General features: G+C 64.5%; 17 protein-coding genes. 6 read left to right on the top strand and 11 right to left on the bottom strand.

What is annotated here, in order from left to right; translation table 11 throughout:
* Positions 1-13: 13 nt before the first annotated feature.
* Positions 14-241: a hypothetical protein gene (locus AC1DMG_RS08770; protein WP_477180413.1), complete on the bottom strand. Its 228-nt coding sequence runs from the start codon at positions 239-241 to the stop codon at positions 14-16.
* A gap of 121 nt (positions 242-362) precedes the next feature.
* Between AC1DMG_RS08770 and AC1DMG_RS08765 the strand changes: the two genes are divergently transcribed.
* Entirely contained in the window at positions 363-590 is a 228-nt protein-coding gene (locus AC1DMG_RS08765) for a hypothetical protein (protein WP_441611232.1), read from the top strand.
* 3 nt (positions 591-593) lie between these two features.
* Here AC1DMG_RS08765 and AC1DMG_RS08760 read toward each other — a convergent pair whose 3' ends face one another.
* The 6 genes from AC1DMG_RS08760 to AC1DMG_RS08735 all read right to left on the bottom strand — a co-directional run bounded on the left by AC1DMG_RS08760 (position 594) and on the right by AC1DMG_RS08735 (position 8,210).
* A complete protein-coding gene (locus tag AC1DMG_RS08760) occupies positions 594-1,595 on the bottom strand; it encodes an NAD(P)H-quinone oxidoreductase (protein WP_477177844.1) in 1,002 nt (333 codons plus the stop codon).
* Between the two features lie 22 nt (positions 1,596-1,617).
* Positions 1,618-2,607: an MBL fold metallo-hydrolase gene (locus AC1DMG_RS08755; protein WP_477177843.1), complete on the bottom strand. Its 990-nt coding sequence runs from the start codon at positions 2,605-2,607 to the stop codon at positions 1,618-1,620.
* A 108-nt stretch (positions 2,608-2,715) separates the two neighbouring features.
* On the bottom strand, positions 2,716-3,969 hold the full coding sequence (locus AC1DMG_RS08750) for a histidine-type phosphatase (protein ID WP_477177842.1): 1,254 nt from the start codon (positions 3,967-3,969) through the stop codon (positions 2,716-2,718).
* The gene (locus AC1DMG_RS08745; protein ID WP_477177841.1) at positions 3,969-6,467 is read right to left on the bottom strand and encodes a TonB-dependent receptor; all 2,499 of its coding nucleotides are present in this window, start codon (positions 6,465-6,467) and stop codon (positions 3,969-3,971) included. The genes AC1DMG_RS08750 and AC1DMG_RS08745 overlap by 1 nt, the downstream gene beginning before the upstream one ends.
* Positions 6,468-6,574: 107 nt before the next feature.
* Complete coding sequence (locus AC1DMG_RS08740; protein ID WP_477177840.1) at positions 6,575-7,699, bottom strand: FecR family protein; 1,125 nt, start codon at positions 7,697-7,699, stop codon at positions 6,575-6,577.
* Positions 7,692-8,210 carry an RNA polymerase sigma factor gene (locus AC1DMG_RS08735; protein ID WP_046971745.1) on the bottom strand — a complete coding sequence of 173 codons (519 nt, stop codon included), beginning with the start codon at positions 8,208-8,210 and terminating at the stop codon, positions 7,692-7,694. Before AC1DMG_RS08735 ends, AC1DMG_RS08740 begins: the two co-directional genes overlap by 8 nt.
* A 336-nt stretch (positions 8,211-8,546) precedes the next feature.
* On the opposite strand from AC1DMG_RS08735, the gene AC1DMG_RS08730 reads away from it, so the two are divergent.
* Positions 8,547-9,068 carry a hypothetical protein gene (locus tag AC1DMG_RS08730; RefSeq protein ID WP_477177839.1) on the top strand — a complete coding sequence of 174 codons (522 nt, stop codon included), beginning with the start codon at positions 8,547-8,549 and terminating at the stop codon, positions 9,066-9,068.
* A gap of 28 nt (positions 9,069-9,096) precedes the next feature.
* Here the strand turns inward: AC1DMG_RS08730 and AC1DMG_RS08725 are convergent, their stop codons facing one another.
* Positions 9,097-10,737, bottom strand: coding sequence for an MASE1 domain-containing protein (locus tag AC1DMG_RS08725; RefSeq protein WP_477177838.1), 1,641 nt, complete (start codon positions 10,735-10,737; stop codon positions 9,097-9,099).
* 309 nt (positions 10,738-11,046) lie between these two features.
* Positions 11,047-11,445, bottom strand: coding sequence for an OsmC family protein (locus AC1DMG_RS08720; RefSeq protein WP_441603365.1), 399 nt, complete (start codon positions 11,443-11,445; stop codon positions 11,047-11,049).
* Between the two features lie 290 nt (positions 11,446-11,735).
* Here AC1DMG_RS08720 and AC1DMG_RS08715 point away from each other — a divergent pair, with 290 nt between their 5' ends.
* Positions 11,736-13,235 (top strand): efflux transporter outer membrane subunit, encoded by a 1,500-nt coding sequence (locus AC1DMG_RS08715; RefSeq protein WP_477177837.1) that lies wholly within the window; start codon positions 11,736-11,738, stop codon positions 13,233-13,235.
* Positions 13,232-13,651 (top strand): GNAT family N-acetyltransferase, encoded by a 420-nt coding sequence (locus AC1DMG_RS08710; protein ID WP_477177197.1) that lies wholly within the window; start codon positions 13,232-13,234, stop codon positions 13,649-13,651. Before AC1DMG_RS08715 ends, AC1DMG_RS08710 begins: the two co-directional genes overlap by 4 nt.
* 1 nt (position 13,652) lies before the next feature.
* Here AC1DMG_RS08710 and AC1DMG_RS08705 read toward each other — a convergent pair whose 3' ends face one another.
* A complete protein-coding gene (locus tag AC1DMG_RS08705) occupies positions 13,653-14,165 on the bottom strand; it encodes a hypothetical protein (RefSeq protein WP_477177196.1) in 513 nt (170 codons plus the stop codon).
* A 148-nt stretch (positions 14,166-14,313) separates the two neighbouring features.
* Between AC1DMG_RS08705 and AC1DMG_RS08700 the strand changes: the two genes are divergently transcribed.
* Both AC1DMG_RS08700 and pgm read left to right on the top strand, forming a co-directional pair.
* Positions 14,314-14,580 (top strand): DksA/TraR family C4-type zinc finger protein, encoded by a 267-nt coding sequence (locus AC1DMG_RS08700; protein WP_441603327.1) that lies wholly within the window; start codon positions 14,314-14,316, stop codon positions 14,578-14,580.
* Between the two features lie 195 nt (positions 14,581-14,775).
* A complete protein-coding gene (pgm, locus tag AC1DMG_RS08695; RefSeq protein WP_477177836.1) occupies positions 14,776-16,425 on the top strand; it encodes a phosphoglucomutase (alpha-D-glucose-1,6-bisphosphate-dependent) in 1,650 nt (549 codons plus the stop codon).
* Positions 16,426-16,488: 63 nt separating this feature from the next.
* Here the strand turns inward: pgm and AC1DMG_RS08690 are convergent, their stop codons facing one another.
* On the bottom strand, positions 16,489-17,514 hold the full coding sequence (locus AC1DMG_RS08690; protein WP_477177835.1) for an aldo/keto reductase: 1,026 nt from the start codon (positions 17,512-17,514) through the stop codon (positions 16,489-16,491).
* Positions 17,515-17,977: the final 463 nt, after the last annotated feature.

Below are 17,977 nucleotides of genomic sequence, written 5' to 3'. Positions count from 1 at the left end.
GCGACGCGGCCGGCTAGATCTGGTCGGCGGGCGGCACCAGGTGATGCTTGACCTGGATGGCATCGAGCCGGTCGCAGACCCAGGCGCGGTCGCCGGGCTGGGCGTGATCCTGGATGGTCTGGGCCAGGCTGGTGAAGCTGTTCCAGAATTCGCCAGGCGCAGGGCTGGTCTGCACCAGACGCGGGACGGATTCGTCCAACGCGTCCAGCATTTGCTCGAGTTGCGCGTGCGTGTGGGTCATGCGGCGAGCCTACGCCCACGGCCCGTCAAGGCCGCGCAAAGGACTTAGCCAAAGTCTCACGGCGCATTAACGGGCTCAGAGGCAACGTTTGTATCCCACCCCCATGACGATGCGGTGCTTTATGGAATGGGATCGCGACAACGACTTGCTATCGCGCGCCTGCGACGAGCTGATCGAGCAGAACGCGTTGCTCCAGCAGGAGATCGAGCTGCTACGCGCCCAGCTGCGCCGGCATCCGACCGGCGAGCTGCAGATTCGCGAGGCGCGTCGCCAGATGGACGAATGGCAGGAAGCGACCCATGGACACACGCCGCTTCCGCTGGGTCAGCAAGAGATAGCAGCGTACTGAGGCCTACATCACCAGCACGATCTTGCCGATGTGCCGGCTGCTTTCCATTTCGCGGTGCGCATCGGCCGCACGCGCGAGCGGATAGCTGGCGTGAATCATCGGCAGACAGCGGCCTTGCGCCAGCAGCGGCCACACATGCTCTTTCAGCGAGGCGGCGATGGCCGCCTTTTCTTGTGCCGTGCGAGGGCGCATGGCCGAGCCGGTGACCACGGCGCGCTTGGTCATGATGCTGTGCAGGTTCACCTGTTCGGCGGTGCCGCCGCCGAGAAAGCCGATCAGCAACAAGCGTCCGTCGCGTGCGAGCGTAGCCAGGTTGTCGGCGAAATAGGCGGCGCCCATGATGTCCAGAATCACATCGGCGCCACGTCCCTCGGTGCGCGCGAGCACCACTTCGACGAACGATTCCTGCCGGTAGTTGATCGGCTCGCCACCGAGTTCGCGGATGGCTTCGCATTTCTCGATGCCGCCGGCGGTGGCGAACGTGCGCAGCCCAAATTCGCGACACAGCATCAGTGCAGTGGTACCGATGCCGCTGCTGCCGCCGTGGATCAAGGCCACTTCGCCACGCCGTGCGTGACCCATCAGAAAGAGGTTGGCCCACACCGTGAAAAACGTTTCGGGAATCGCCGCGGCCTGCAGCATCGATACGCCATGAGGGATCGGCAACACCTGTCCTTCGGGCGCGACGCAGTACTCGGCATAGCCGCCGCCATTGGTCAATGCGCAGACCTCATCGCCTACCGCATGGGTAGTGATGCCCTCACCGATGGCCGCCACGATGCCAGCCACTTCCAGTCCGGGCAGGGGATTGGCGCCGGGCGGAATCGGATAATTGCCCTGGCGTTGCAACACGTCGGGGCGATTCACGCCCGCGGCCCTCACATGGATCAACACTTCGCCAGGCTGAGGCACAGGCACCGGCACTTGTTGCGGCTTCAGTACGTCCGCAGGGCCGGGCGCAGTGATCTGGATGGCCGTCATGACGGCCGGGAGCGATGGACGCATGGAGCGCTCCTGGCAAAGGTGTTCAGGGGTGGCCGGCGCGGGCGTGACGTCGACGTTTGAACCACCAGCGTAAGGACAGCGCGATGACGATTAAGAGAAGAATGCCGGCCACGCTGATCACCTGCAGCATGCGCGCCTGGCTATACATCACGAACCGGCCCGACTGACCGTAGAAACCGTTGAACGAGGCCAGTACCTGCGGCAGGCCGGCAAGGTCTTGCTTGCTCAGCGGCAAGGGCGCTTCGTCCGGATGCCAGTTCGATCCCATCGGTTCGACCTGGCCGCGCGTGTCCAGTTCGACATGGCCGCCGAGCACATGGCTTGCCGGTCGGTCGCGCAGATAGTCGTTGATGCGCGCGGCGCTGGCGCGATCTGCCGCCGGGTCATCGATGATCAGTCGTCCGGGCAGGAAGAAGTCGCCGGTGAACGCCAAGCCCGTGGTCGCGTCGTAGTAGGACACGTGCGAGGGGTAGTGACCTGGCGTGGGGATGGCGTCGACCACGCGCCCGCCAAGATCGATGTGCGCCACGTCGTCGGGCCACTGGCGGAAACCAAGGCCGGCGGTCACCTGCGGCAGATCCGTGCCGACGATTGTCACCTGGGGTGCGGAGGCAAATTGCGTATCGCCCGAGCGGTGATCCAAATGTCCATGCGTATGAACAATCAGCAGCGGCAGCCGCTGGCCGTTCACTACGGGAAGCAATCCCAACACGGTCGATGCCAGCGGCATCTGTTTGGCGTCGGCGACATCGCCGGTGTCGATCAGCAGGGCGCGGGTCGAGCCGATCAGCAGGTAGATGAACGGACCTTCGTAGGTCTGGCACAGACTCTCGCGCAGGATGTAGGTGCGCTCGTCGTACCGGTGGACCTGCAGCGGGCGGGGCGGGTGGGCCTGGCAGTCGGCCGCGCCGGCGTCCCAATGAACGGTCAGGTTGCCTGGCGCCGGTTGAGAGGTCGCGGGCGCGCCCCATAGGGCCGCCACGCAGCACAGCACGATCAATGCGATTCTCATCCTTGCCTCGACAGACCGGGCGCGACCGGTGCGGCGCGCATACGGACGATCCGATGCCGGCGWGGGCACGAAGGTTTAGGCCGCTGCCGTCGGGCAGCGGCCTTCCGTTCAGGGTTGGTTGACCGGCATGGCAGGTATCGCCGGATCGATCGATGCCGGGTCCAGTCGGCTGTTCAGCCATGCGCTGACGGTGGCCAGCGGGCAGCTGTCCAGCCCCTGGCAGGGTGTCAGGGGCAAGGCGTGGCGGACCAAGGCGTTCTCGCTGCGGAAGTCCGCCTGGCGCAGTGCCGCCAGCGTGGGCATCCAACTGGAGACGCGCAGCGCGTAGCCATCCTTCTGCTTCAGCAGGTCAAACACCAGGGCGCCRCCGGGCGGGTAATCGTCGGGCTGGCGCTCGTCGTGCCAGTCGACACCGAGTACGCCGGCCAGGTTGGCCAGGTTGGTGTCGTGTCCGACCAGCAGGATGGTGCGCGTCTTGGCCGGTGCCAGTGGTGCCACGGCGGTGCTGACGCCTGCCGCCTGTTGCAAGGTGGCGAGGACATGGGCCAGCAGGTTGGAACCGGCCTTCGCTGCGGCGGGCATGCTTTTCTTGGCCAACGCAAACTGCAGGTTATGCAGCGTGATGATGTGGCCAATCGTGGCAGCATCGCCCTTGCCCCACGCCACCTGTGCCGGCGCGAAGCCCTGGGCGTATTGAAGCATCAGGTTTTCGCTGAGGCTGCCCGCGGTCTTGAGCGACTTGGCGCGGGCCGCGTCGTCGTCATGCGCGGGATCGAGCAAGAGTTTGCGGCCTTGCTTACCCGCGTCCTGCAGACAGGCATCGCCGCGGCAGCCCAACAACACGGACTGCAGTTCAACCAGTGCGGACGCAGGCCACTGCGACGGTGCAACCGGCGCGTCATCGTCCTTCGTGCCGGACTTGTCGACGAAGTGGAACAGCGCGTTGTTCTGCTCCGGCGCCAGCGCGAGATAGCCCGCGTGGCATACGGGCTGCAGCCCCTGCACCAGCGCGGCGCCACTGGCGCGGTTGCGCGGCGTGCTGTCGGCGATCACCAGCCACGGATCATCGCAGCTGCCGTGGCCCAGTCCATCGGCCGTCAGCATGCGCGCCATGCGCTGGCCGAGCGCGCTGATGCCTTGCGCGCCGTGCTCGGTGAGCACGCCGGGAGCCACCGGCCACGCCTTCCACGGGCGACTGGCATAAGGCGCCAGTTCATCGGGCGAGCTGGTGGGCGAACGCACACCGTGGCGCAGCACGATGATGCGGGCGGCCACTTCCTCGCTTTGCGCAAGCGCCGGCAAACTTGCCAGCGCCGCACCCAGGAGGCAGGCACGCAACAGCAGCTTACGCGTCGCCCCCATCACAGCTTCACCGACAGGTCGAGGAATACACCGCGGCCGGGCAGGCCGAAGAACAGCGGATTGCCACTGACCGCCTGCGTACCCGCATAGCCGGTGATCTTGTGCACGTTGAACAGATTATTGATGTCCACGCTCACCGAATAACCCTTGGCGCCCCACGGGCCGGAGGCGGCGCGATAGCCGATGGCGGCGTCGGTGGTGAAATAGCCGCCGATGCGCTGGTCGTTCTTGAACATCGTATTGCCGTTGCTGTCGGTCACGTTGTCGACACCGTACTGCTCGCCGGCGAATTTGCCCATCAGCGAGCCGAAGTAACCGAGTGGGCTGCTGTAGAGCAGGCCGAGCGCGGCGGTGACCTTGGGCGTGGCGGCTACCTGCACGTCGGAATTCTTATAGGTCGCCTTGTTGTAGCTGGCATTGCCGTACAGGCTCAGCGTCTGCGTGAGCGCGTAAGTCGCTTCGGCTTCCGCACCCTTGTAGATGGCGCCGCCGGCATTGATGTACGTGCTCTCGTTGCCGTTCGAGGTGGCGACCTCGGTGGTGGCGAGGAAGTTGGAGAAGTCGATGTAGTAGACGTCGGCGCCGAAGGTGAATTCACGCGTGGCGTAGGCAGTGCCGAGCTGATAGTTGGTGGTCTGCTCGGGCTTGAGGCTGCGCGAGCCGTTCACTTCGATCACATCGATGGGCGGCGCGAGAAAGCCCTTCGCCACCTGCGCATACGCGCTCCATTCGTCGCTGATCTTCTCGTGCGCGCTCAGCGAGGGCAGGGTGGAGTGATAGGTGGCCTGGGCATACGACGGCACCGGCGGGGACACCTTGTTCAGCGGCGCATCGAGCTGACGCGTCACTTCCGAATAGCGCACGCCGGGGCTCAACGTGAAGCGATCAGTGATGTTCCAGTCGTATTGCAGATAGGGCTGTACGGTGTCGGTGCGGTCGTCCAGCAGATAGTTGTAGGTCGGACCGTACTTGGTGCCGGTCAGCTGGCCGGTCGTTTCGTCGATCGGATACTGGTAGCGCGCGTCCAGGCTGCGCTCCAGCCACACGCCCGTCTGCAGAGAGCCGGGGCCAAGGTCGCGAGCGAGGCGCAGCACATCGCCGAACGCATGAAAGCCTGAGTCGGACAGCTTGCCAGGCACGTCGGCGTTGACCTTTTTCAGCTTCTTGCCGTTGGCGTCGTAAAACGTCACGCCATTGTCGGCTGGATTATTGTCGCTGGCGTCGCTGGTCTTGCGCGCCCAGTGATCGAAGGTATTGAGGTAGACCTTGTTGTCCACGTCCCACTCGCCCAGTCGGCTGGTGACGCCCAGATAGGTGAAGCTCGAGTAATAGGCCGCGTTGTTATAGCCCTGGTAGGACTGCAGGGTCGGATCGTTGGTCAGGCCATAGCGCCAGCCGAACTCGTCGATCTCCTGCTTGGTCGCGCCCTGCACGGTGTTCTGGTGCTCGCGGTTGTAGCTCGTGACAAACGTCAGCAGCGTGTTCGCGCCGAGTTCGGTGATGGTCTTGAGGAAGATGTGCTCGCGCTTGTCGTCGGTACCCTTGAGGTAGGTGTCGCTCGATTCCTTCGACACATCGGCGAACAGCCTGGTGTGGTCGCCCAGTTGTTCATCCGCGCTCACGCCGCCGGCGCGCGTATTCCAGCTGCCGATCGTGAGATACGGCGTGATGCCCGATACATCGCTGGGATCGCGCGAACGCAGGCCCACGGTGCCGCCGAAGGTGGCGTTGCCGATGGTGGAGCCACCACCCGGGCCGCGATCGATTTCGGCCTGGCCGAGCACGTGGTTATTGAAATAGGCCGACGTGGTGTGATGCAGGTCGCTGGCGTCGCCGAACGGAATGCCATCGAAGGTGATGTTGAACTGACCATCCTGGAAACCGCGGATGCTGATGCCTTCGTTCTTGCCCAGGCCCGGGCCTTCCGGCGACGTCACGGTGACGCTGGGCGCGTACTTGATGATGTCGTCGAAGTTGGCATTGAAGCGCAGACCGTCGCGGATGAAGCGCTCATCGATCACCGAGGTCGGCTGGGTGGCATCGAGCGGCGCGGCGCTGGGTGCGAGCGTATCCACGGCGTTGGCGCGGACGCTGATCGGCGCCAGGTCGCGCGTGCCGTCGTTGGTGTTGATCGGCGGCAGGCCGCGCGACGCCTCAGCGTCCGCGGCCAGAGCCTTTCCCGCATTGGGGTCCCGCACGATGGTCACCGTGGTCGGCGTCACGTAGCGATAGCTCAGGCCCGTGCCCTTGAGCAGTTGCGTGAGTTGCTGTTTTGCGGCGGCGCCGGCGGCCGCACCGCTGCTGCGCAGGCTGTCGGCAACGGCGGGGTCGTACACCACTTGCAGGCCGGTGCTGCGCGAGAACTGGTCGAGCGCCTGGTTGAGCGGCATCGGCGCAATCGCCGGTGCTGCCGATGAGGTGGGCGCCTGGGCGAAGGCATGGGCGGGCAAGGTGCTGCCGAGCAGCAGCGCGATCTGGAGAGCAAGCAGTTTCCGCATGGTGCGTCTGACCTTCGATGGAGTGACATGTGAGCGGGAGGAGGTCACTCCTCGCCGCGGCATGACTCACTACGAGTGTCGAGCGGAGCCATTGGGTACCGCTTTCTTCATGAATTTTTTCTTACAGCACGCACGTGCGACAAGCTGGCGACCGATCGCACGACGCGCACATCATCCACGCTGCGGATCACTTGCACGTTGGGCAAGGTCTGCAGATACGCCACGAAGGCATCCATGTCGCGCGCGTGGAATCGCCCTGAAATCAGCGTGGCGCCGATGCGCGCATCCTCGATCACGAGTGGGCGGCTGTTATAGGCGTTGAAGCGACGGGCCACCTCGGCGACGCTGGCGCTTTCAAAATGGATGTCCGCAGGCAGCCAGCGCGTGCTGCGCGCGAGATCGGCGTGGTGATCGACCACGTCGAGCGATCCATCCATATGCATGGTCGCTTCCTGGCCGGCGGTGAGTTCCGCCAGGGGCGACCGGGCAACTGCAAAACCTTCCGGCGCCCACGACTTTTCATCGCGCTGCCACAGCTTGACCTTGCCGCTGATCACGGTCACGCGACCGCCGTCGGCGGAGTGATGCGCGTCGAACACCGTGCCGATGTCCTGCAGCTCGTTCGCGCCCAGGCGCACACGCAGCGGGCGGGCTGGATCGTGCGCCACGTCGAACAAGGCGCCGCCGCGCAGCACGTTGATGCGGCGCGAGCCGGCATCCATGCTCACGATCACCACGCTGTCGCGATCGAGCTGCATGTCGGTGCCATCGGCCAGCGTGGCGCTGCGCACCGCGTCATTGGACGAGGCGTAGCTATCCCAGGCTTGCGGCGCGGACTGCAGCCAGGCCGCGCCGCCGGTGGCCACCAAGATGACCAGGGCTGCTGCTTGAGCGAGCCACGCGGTCCAGCGCGGACGCGGCCGTACGTTGGGCAACGCTTTGGATGGACGCGGCACGGGCAGAGACACCACCGAGGTGTCATCCGCGGCCAGCTCGCACAGTTCCGCCTGGTTCAATGGATCGAGCGCGCTGGCGGCGCCAAGATCGCCGTGCAGATGCGCCATCGCAAGATATTCGGTGACGTGCAGCGGCGACTCGCGCAGCCATGCCATGAAGGCCTGCTGCTGCGCTTCGTCGAAACCTTCCTGCTGATCCAGGTACCAGCTGGCGGCTTCTTCGGTCGCGCGGCGCTGGCGCTCGGCGGCTTCGCGGTGGCGGGCGAATTCAGTCATAGCGCGCCATCCCTACGCGGCATACGGCCAGCGCCTTGACGATGTACTTCTTCACCATGTGGGTGGAAATGTTCAGTCGTTCACCAATGTCGCGATAGCCCAGCTCATCGCGGTAATGCATCACCAGGGCGGCGCGACACTTGGGCGTGAGTCGCATGATCACCGCGGCCAGGCGCTGGCGACGAAGGTCGCGATCGACGTCGGCGGCGGCGTTGCACGGCGTGAACAGTCGCTCGAGTACGTCGTTCACTTCATCGCCGGTTTTGGGGCTGCGCTGCTTGCGCGCGGCGTGTTCCTTGACCAGGTTCGCCGCGACGGTGAACAGATAGGCCTCGGGCTTCTCGATCAGTTCGGCGCCGCTGCGGTCGGTGCGCAGCAGGCGCAGGTAAAGCTCCTGCACCAGATCCTGCGCATCCCATGCGTGCGCGGTGCGCTTGAGGAAATAACGGTTGAGCGTGTCGTGTTGTTCTTCGAACAACTGCGCCAGCCCGGTGGTGGAATCGGCGGTCACGTGCACTCGCAGCGCCGTCGACGCGGTCGTCGGCTGATGAGCCAGGATGTACGCCCGAAGCTAGCGGGACATTGTGACGAATCCGTGAAACCGATGAATGCATGGCAACCGAGCGCGTCAAAGCGTGGCGCGTGACGCTCTGCCGGCACTTACCGCCCATATGGGCTCTGGTGCAGAGTCTCCCGGCTGGCGATACGCCGCAACGGCGTGCGCCAGTGATGATCGGTCTTGAGTGATGCCAGCGGCATCTCGGAATAGGGGATCAACATGGAGGAAAAACATATGCATCATGCATCGAGCCGTCGGTTTCGTTGGTTGGCCTTGGGCGCTTTGGCGATGTCGTTGACATCGATGGGCGCGATGGCCGCCAACAGCCTGCCGTCCAGTGGATTGGGCCAGTCCTGGCCGAACGCCACCGACGTCAGCGCCAGTCCGCATTGGCATGTCTATGTGTTCCAGCGCAACGGTGTGCGCTATGTGCAGATCAACGATCTGGGCGGCAAGGTGCGTGCTGCCTTCGCCACGGCCTCGGGCAGCTTCCTCACCTTGCCGGTGGGCTCCGATGCTGCGCGCGTGGCCACGCCTGATGAGCCGCTGCCGGCGTCCGGCAATACCAGGGGCGATATCGTCTATCAGGACAGCACCGTGAAAGTGCTGGTCGCGCCGCAAGCCGATGGTTCGACAGCGACGTATGTCGCCGCTGGCGACTGCCACGATCCGGTCGAATGCAGCTCGCGCTTCCAGGGGCCGTCGACCAATGCGGTAGCGACTCCGCAGGCTCCTGCGACCACCAAGAACGCGACCACCTCGTCCGGTGATTGCCACGATCCGGTGGAATGCAGCTCGCGCGCCAATTGATGTTGCAGTAAACCCTGCCGGAGCGCTTCTAACGCGAAGCGCTCCGGTGGTGGATCGCGCTGCTGCGCAACGAATCGTGCAGCAGCAACGTCACGCTGACGCTCGATCCGATGTCGCGCAGATGCACATCGCCGCCATAGATATGCGTGCGATCGCGTATCGAGGAGATGCCCAGCCCGCTGGCGCCCAGCAGGGTCATCGCCTGCTTCCAGGGTTCCTCATCCAGCTCTGCATGGGGCGTCGCGTCGCCCATGCCGCGCCTGCCGACCAGGCGCATCACTACCCAGCGTCGGCCGCGCGTGTGTCCGCCGCGCAGCTGCAGCTGCACATCCTGCATGGGGCCGCGTGACAGCACGTGGACCAGCACTTCGCAGGCCAGCCGATACAGCGCCATATGCACGTCGGGAGCAAGCTGGCTCAGGCCGCGTCCGGAGAGTTCGCATTGATAGGTGGCGCCTGCCATCTGGATGGCCTGCGCAAACGGCCCTTCGCGCAGCGTGGCCGGTACGCCGCGCTCGCGCCAGCCGCGTGGATACAGCGCATTGGCGAGGCGATGCATTTCGTGTTGCGCCAGCGCTACCTGCTTGGCGTAGCTGCGTTCTTCGCTGGTGGGCAGCACATGTCGAAGACGGTCCAGCAGGCGGTTGTGGTTGTCGCGGATGGTGACACCGATGTGTTCCAGCGTGTCGGCCGCCTGGCGTAGCCGCAGCTCTTCCAGGTAAAGACCTTGCTGGGCGAGCTGAAAACCGCGCAAGGTATCCATCTGCGTGGCGTGCTCCGCATGCGTCTGATGGGCGATGCGCGAGCCGAGCATAAGCAGGGTGGTGATGGCGAACGCGATCAGCGCCTGGGCCTGGATGACGCCCGGATCACGCACGATCGAGGAGGTCATGGTCACCGCCAGGCTCGCCAGCGTGCCGCCCAGCGCCGCGCCTTGCCAGCCGTGGCGCGAGGTGAGCCAGACCACCGGCAGGAACATGGCGATGCGGAACACCTGCATGCTGTCGCCCTGGCTGCTGAATACCAGGCCCATCAGCACGAGCAGCGGCGTCACCACGCCGATCAAGGTGTCCTTGACGAGGCGGCTGCGCCACAGTTCGGCTTCGCGCGGATTTGCTGGCCTGCGCGTCTGCCATAGATAGATCGCGATCACCGTGGGCGCGATGGCCAGTGCACCCAGGTAATTGCCGAGGAAATAGCCAAAGATGATCTGGATGTCCAACGGCGGCAGCGGGACGCCGGCTGGCACTTCCGCCGCCATCAGTACCAGCGCATTGCTGATCGCCGTCAATACGGCGCCAGCGAGTATCACGCCCAGCAGCATGGGCATGCTGATCTGGTGTGCGCCCAGCAACAAACGTGCATGGCGGCGCGCCCAGGCCACGGCGCCCATCAAGGGCAGGATCGGCGGCACTGCAGCCAGGGCCGACCAGCGCCAACCGAAGTCGTCGATGCAATGAAAGGCGTGATAGTCCACCGGGATCATTTCGCCGATCAGCAGCGCAGGCCAATAGCGATAGGGAAACAACAGCAGGCTGGCCACCCGCAGGCCCGCAGGCAGATTCCAGTGAGAGACGGATACGTCGCGTAGCAACGCATAGCTGACGGCGTACGCCATGCAAACAGCCACATGACGGCCCCAGGCGCGTGGCGCGATAGCTTCCCCCATGCTGTTCTTCCCCTTGGCTGCCGTGACTCCCCTGGCTCTCGTGGGCCAGGGTTTATGTGCTCGGTGCAATATCGTCGTGCACCGGCACCCCCATCATCCAGGTCGGGTATCGGTTGTCCTGCCGCCCTGAATCACCTGTTGGGCTGCGCCACGTTTTCACTCTGCAATCAGGCGCGGCCGTGTGACACCAGCGCGGACTCTCTCATAAAAGCCGGTGATGTTCTGGTGAAGGGTGTCGCATTGTGACGCAGTGCAAATACTTGCGATTGCGTTCACACAATTTCGCGATCAGATCGTTAAATCAGGGGCTTAAGCGGCCTCGCCACGGCGACTGGAGATGGTCACGCCCTCGCGCATCGCCTTGGTCACCGGGGTATTGGCGACAATTTCCAGCAAGCGGGCCCATTGCTCGTCGCTCAGCGCGGCCGAAGCGTGCAGCGTTCGCATGACCTGCAGGCGACCCTCGTCGTCGCGATCGAGCTGCAGCTCGGCGCGGAACTCGCCCAGCTCCCAGCCCTTGCGTTCGGCATACATGCGCAGCGTGATCGCGGTGCAGGCGGCGAGCGCAGCCAGGTAGTAATCGAACGGCGCTGGTGCTGCACCTTGTCCACCGAGCTTGACCGGCTCATCGGTGTCCAGCTTGAAGTGCGCGGTTTCGATGTGATGAAGGTAGTGGCTGTCGGTTGAAACGATGCTTGCAGAGGACACATGGGACATGGGCGTTGATCCTTGAGGTTGAGCACAGAGACGCAGCGTAAGCGCCGATGCACGCGACGCCAAGCGCCGTGGAGCGCGACATCGATTGGCAATTGGACAAAAGTCGCCCCTGTCTGGCTGTTTGTCGTTGCCTCGCAGCGCTGCGCGAGCTTGAGGCGGGGCGATATAATCGACGCACACGTGCAGGCTTCTGCATGTTGCGTACGCGCCGGCCATGGTTTCACCAAGGGTCGGCAGCGACGACGCGCAGCTCCGCGCTCCACTTTTCGGATGATCCCGCCATGCGTTCCCTCGTCCTTCCTGTCGCCATCGCATTCAGCCTGGTTCTCGCCGGCTGCACCACCAGTCGCGGCTTGCACACCACGGGCACCATGACCGAACCGGGCAGCCTGAAATCCGAGCGCAGCCTGGCCGATGTGCAGCTGAGCCCCACGGCATGGCCGGCGCAGGATTGGTGGGTGGCCTATGGCGACCCGCAGCTCACCGCCTTGATCGAGGAAGCGCTGCAGAACAACCCCAGCCTCGAGCAGGCGCAGGCGCGTGCACGCCAGGCGCAGGCCGTGGCGGACAGCATCAATGCGCTGCGCAAGCCGCAGTCGAATTTCGACGCGTCGATCACCGGCGCCTACCTGTCGAAGAAGAACCCGATCTATCCCGAATATGCGATTGGCACGTTTGCCTGGAGCAAGTCGCTCACCGCCGATTTCTCGTGGGATCTGGACCTGTGGGGCGGCAAGCGCGCGGCATGGGAAGCCTCGCTGGGTCGCAGTCGTGCCGCGCAGATCGAAGCACATGCGGCGCGCATCGAGTTGTCGGTGAATGTGGCGCGCGCCTATGTGCAGCTCGGCTATGCGTTTGCGCAGAAGGATGTCGCCGATGCGGAAGGCGATCGCACCGGTCGCTCGCTCGACATCACGCGCAAGCTGGTGCGCGGTGGGCTTGGCACACCGCAGCAGGAGCATCTGGCCGATTCGGAAGCGGCCGGCGCCGAGCAACAAAAGGTGGCCGCCGACCGCGCCATCGATGCAGCGCGCAGCTCGCTCTCGGTATTGCTGGGGCAGGGGCCGGATCGCGGCCTGAGCATCGAGCGGCCGCAACTGGTCGATCGCGGCCCGGCCGTCCTGCCCGACAAATTGCCGGTGGATCTGCTCGGACGTCGCGCCGATCTCGTGGCGGCGCGCTGGGAAATCGAAGCGGCCAACCGCGACGTCACGGCGGCCAAGAAGGAATTTCTGCCCAATATCAGCGTCAGCGCCATGGCCGGCCTGATTGCCGTGGGCGGCAGCACCAACGTGCTGTCGCTGCAGGCACGCCAGTATGTGTTCGGTCCCGCGCTAAGCCTGCCRCTGTTCGATGGCGGCCGTCGCCGCGCCCATCTGGCGGGCGCCGATGCCGAGTACGACGCGATGGTGGCGCGTTACAACAGCTTGCTGGTGAGTGCCTTGAACGAGGTGTCCGATCAGGTCTCCGCGCTCACTTCGGTGCGCCAGCAGATCGTGTTGGAGCGGCGCTCGGCGGACGATGCGCAGAAGAGCTGGGATGATGCGATCAAGGCTTACGAAGGTGGGCTGCGCGGCCCGCTCACGCCGCTCACCAGTCGCCAGCAATTGCTGACCGCGCAACAGCGCCTGGCGCTGCTGGAAAGTCAGCAGGCCGATATTTCCATCCGACTGATCGAGGCGCTGGGCGGTGGCTTCGACGGCGTCAACGACGTTGCCGAGATGAACCAGGCGAGCGCGCCGCCGCAGGCATCGGCGACACCGGATGCCACGCGCCGATGAACTACGAACTTCACGCTGTCCACGCCCCGGATGCCGCCGATCGCGAAGCCATTGCGGCGCCGCTGCGCGCTTACAACCTCAGCAAGGTACCGACGCTCGACATCCAGCCGCTGGTGATCGCGCTGCGTGACGAGCACGGCCACACCATTGGTGGGCTGTGGGGCGAGACCGCGCTGGACTGGCTGCACATCGACCTGCTGGGCATTCCTGAGTCCATGCGCGGGCAGGACGTGGGTACGGCGATCCTGCGTCGTGCGGAAGAGATCGCGCGCGAGCGCGGCTGCGTCGGCGCGTGGCTGGATACGTTTGCGTTCCAGGCCCGCGGTTTCTACGAAAAACTCGGCTACAGCGTGTTCGGCGAGATTCCCGATTATCCGGTGGGCGGCGCGCGCTATTTTCTGCGCAAGCGTTTCTGACTCAGCGCAGGATCTCCACCAGCAGGATCCACGCGCCGAACATGCCGCCGATGAAGGAAAACAGGACGCCCGGCACCAGCCAGTAAAGGCCGCCGCCGGTACCGAGCTCAATGGAGATCGCCATCACCAGGAAGGGCAAGGTGGCGATCTGCGTGATCAGTGCGCGTGTGAGGATCCAGTCCTTGTGTTCGCGCCAGTTCCAGTTGGCCGTGGCTTGGCGCAGCTGCATGAACTGGTTCCAGGTGGGGATGAACCATGCCACCAGGCCAATCGCCAGCGCCACCCAGCCGAACAGCCGCGCCGAGATGCCGGGCACCAGGCCCAGCGACGCAATCATCAGCACGTTGGCCAGCTTGCACAGCGCGTCGATGGCGCGGCTGGGCAAGATGGGATTGGCCACGATGCTCGACAGGTTGATCGAGATCGCCACAAACAACAGGCCGGTCAGCGCCGCTGCTGCACCCACTTCAGCCGACAGCAGGGAACCCCAGCCAGCAAGATCGTAAGCGTGCATATGCGCTCCTCGACGGTACCTGACTGACCTTACAACGCCGGCCCGGCGTATGCTTGGGAACGTGGCCTGCAACCCCATCTTGATGGGCTGCATAGCGTTGTAGTGGGCCGGCGCCGATGGCGTGCGACGGTCCCGGGAGGCAGGAGAGATGGCAACAGGTTGGGCCGGCGACGGCGCCGTACAGGACCAGATCGACGCGACCGTGGACGACGCGGTCAAGCGCGCGCGCAGCCGCATGCAGAGCGGTCCTGGTCTCACTCATTGCGAAGAATGCGACGCAGCCATTCCCGAAGCGCGACGCAAGGCCGTGCCCGGCGTACGCCTGTGCGTGAACTGCCAGACGGCGCACGACCAGGAAGAGGCCGCCTTCAGCGGCTATAACCGTCGCGGCAGCAAGGACAGCCAGCTGCGCTGAACAGTGTCCGACGATGCTGCGTCGTTTCACCCGTTGTGCACGTCTGCATAGGCGTTTCAGGCGGTTTTGCTCTTGACACGCGACGCTGCGGCGAGGGTCAATGGTTCCTTTCTGTCGAACCAGGATGCGCCCTCGCATGACCATGTCCTACCGCCTGTGCCCGTTCGCCCGTTCCGTCACTGCCGAGACGTGCCGATGAGCCGCCTCAGCCCGCTGGCCGGCAAGCTGGTCCCTGAGAATCAACTGGTGGATGTGGGCCGCTTGCGTGATGCCTATGCTGATCTACGCCCGGATGTGGGTGTGCCCAGTCAGCGCGTGGCGTTTGGCACTTCGGGTCATCGCGGCAGTTCGTTCGAGCGCAGCTTCAACGAGTGGCATGTGCTGGCGATCACCCAGGCCATCTGCGAATACCGTGCAGGCAAGGGCATCGACGGTCCGCTGTTCATCGGCATCGATACGCACGCCTTGTCGCAGCCGGCTCTGGAAAGTGCGCTGGAAGTGCTCGCTGCGAATGGCGTGGAGACCATGGTTTCCAAGGGCGGCGAATACACGCCGACGCCGGCGATTTCGCACGCCATCCTCACCTACAACCGCGGCCGCAGCCACGGCTTTGCCGACGGCATCGTGGTCACGCCTTCGCACAATCCGCCCGACGGTGGCGGCTTCAAGTACAACCCGCCCAACGGCGGTCCCGCCGATACCGACATCACCGGCTGGGTGCAGAAGCGCGCGAATGCGCTGATCGAAGGCGGCTTGCGCGACGTGCGCCGCGTGCCATTCGCCGAAGCCATGCGCGCGTCGACGACGCACCAGCACGATTTCCTCGATGCCTATGTCACCGACCTCGCCAACGTCATCGATTTCGATGCGATACGCGGCAGCGGCGTGCACCTGGGCGTCGATCCGCTGGGCGGTTCGGGCGTGCACTACTGGGCGCCGATTGCCGAGCGTTACAACATTGACCTCACCGTCGTGAGCGATGTGGTTGATCACACCTTCCGCTTCATGAGCGTGGACTGGGACGGCAAGATCCGCATGGATCCTTCCTCCTCGCACGCCATGCAGCGCCTGATCGGCCTCAAGGACAGCTACGACGTCGCCTTTGCCTGCGATACCGATCACGACCGCCACGGCATCGTGACGCGCAGCACCGGCCTGCTGTTGCCCAATCACTATCTGTCGGTGCTGATCGACTACCTGTTCCGTCATCGCCCGCATTGGCGCAGCGATGCCGCCGTCGGCAAGACGCTGGTGAGCACGGGCTTGATCGATCGCGTGGCGAAGCGGCTGGGTCGTCGCCTCTACGAAGTGCCGGTTGGCTTCAAGTGGTTTGTCGATGGATTGTTCGATGGCTCGCTGGGATTTGGCGGCGAGGAAAGTGCGGGTGCATCGTTCCTGCGTCGCGACGGCAGCGTGTGGAGCACCGACAAGGACGGCATCGCCGCCGCGCTGATGTCGGCGGAAATCGCCGCGCGCACGGGCAAGGATCCGGGCGAGTTGTATCGCGAGATGACCCGCGCCCTGGGTACTCCGGTGTCAGAGCGTGTCGATGCGCCGGCTAACACGGAGCAGAAGGCGAGGCTTTCCAAGCTGTCGCCCGATCAGGTGAAGAGCACGCAGCTGGCCGGCGAGAAGATCGAAGCCGTGATGGATCGTGCGCCGGGCAATGGCGCATCGATTGGCGGCATCAAGGTGGCGTCGGCCAATGGCTGGTTCGCAGCGCGACCGTCGGGCACGGAAGACATCTACAAGATCTACGCGGAGAGCTTCAAGGACGAGGCGCATCTGCAGCGATTGCTGGAAGAAGCGCAGGCGATGGTGGACGCGGCGCTGCACGCAAGCTGATTCATTCACGTCGCTGTACGCAAAGAGGCGCGCAACTCACTGCGCGCCTCTTTGCGTTTGGTCTTACACCGGCGAGGGATTGCGTTCCTGGAAGCCAGCCTGGTGCCAGTACGGATAGGCCGGCGTCACGGCGCTGGCTTCATCGAGCTTGGCCACCTGTTCCTTGCTGAGGTTCCAGCCCACCGCGCCGAGGTTCTGCTTCAGCTGCTCCTCGTTGCGCGCACCGATCACCACGGTCGATACCGTCGGACGCTGCAGCAGCCAGTTGAGTGCGATCTGCGGCACGCTCCTGCCGGTTTCCGCGGCGACTTCGTCCAGCGCATCGACCACGCGATAGAGATAGTCGTCGGACATCTGCGGGCCCACGTCGCCGGTCTTGTGCAGACGGCTGGTGGCGGGCAACGGTTGGCCGCGGCGGATCTTGCCGGTGAGGCGTCCCCAACCCAGCGGACTCCACACCACCGCGCCCACGCCCTGATCGATGCCCAGCGGCATCTGCTCCCATTCGTAATCGCGGCCGATCAGCGAGTAGTACGCCTGGTTCGCCACGTAACGCGAATAGCCGTAACGGTCGGACACGGCGAGCGATTTCATCAGGTGCCAACCGGAGAAATTGGAGACGCCGATGTAGCGGATCTTGCCGGCGCGCACSAGATCGTCCAGCGTCGACAGCGTTTCTTCCACGGGAGTCTTTGCGTCGAAGCCGTGCAGTTGGAACAGGTCGATGTAGTCGGTGCCCAGGCGCTTGAGCGCGGCGTCGCAGGCCTTGAGCAGATGGAAGCGCGAGGAGCCTACATCGTTGGGGTCGTCGCCGGAACGGAACGTTGCCTTGGTCGAAATCAGCACGCGATCGCGGCGGCCTTTGATGGCTTCGCCGAGCACCGATTCGGCAGCGCCTTCGGAATAGATATCGGCGCTGTCGAACATGGTGAGGCCGGCATCGAGGCAGACATCGACCAGGCGCTTGGCTTCCGCCACGTCGGTGTTGCCCCAGGCGCCGAAGAATTCACCTTTGCCGCCGAAGGTGCCGGTGCCGAAGCTGAGCACGGGGACTTTGAAGCCGGATGCGCCTAGGTGACGGTATTCCATGGGGAGGGACCTCTTTGTGTTTGGGAATGGGGGAGAGGAATGACTGTTCTATAGTTCGAAGATACGGAACTAGGCTTTATGAGGCAATGCGCTTGGGGTAATGGTGCTTTGTTGGTCGCATGAGTGGCGTGTGCGAGTTTTGAGGGGTTCGCATAGCGGCGGGCATCTGGGCGAAGGCAGTTTTTTTTGCCCGTCATCCCGGCGCAGGCCGGGATCCAGTAGCGTCGGTCTTCGGTTATCGCCATGTCGCGACCTGGCTCGCCTGCCGCGGGCTTCCGTCCTCCTGCCGGAGGCCGGGTTACTTTCTCTTGCTTGCCCAAGAGAAAGTAACCAAAGAGAAGGGCCCCCCGGATGACGCGCCTTCCGGACCTTCGGTCCTCCAGGTGCGCGTGCGGGTTACGGGGTTTTTCGACAGGACATCCCTGTCCTGTCGAAAAACTGGCCGCATCCATGCGGCCACCCT

It is taken from the genome of Dyella sp. 01N36 (genome assembly GCF_056399745.1).
This window is presented reverse-complemented; position numbering and strand designations above follow the sequence as displayed.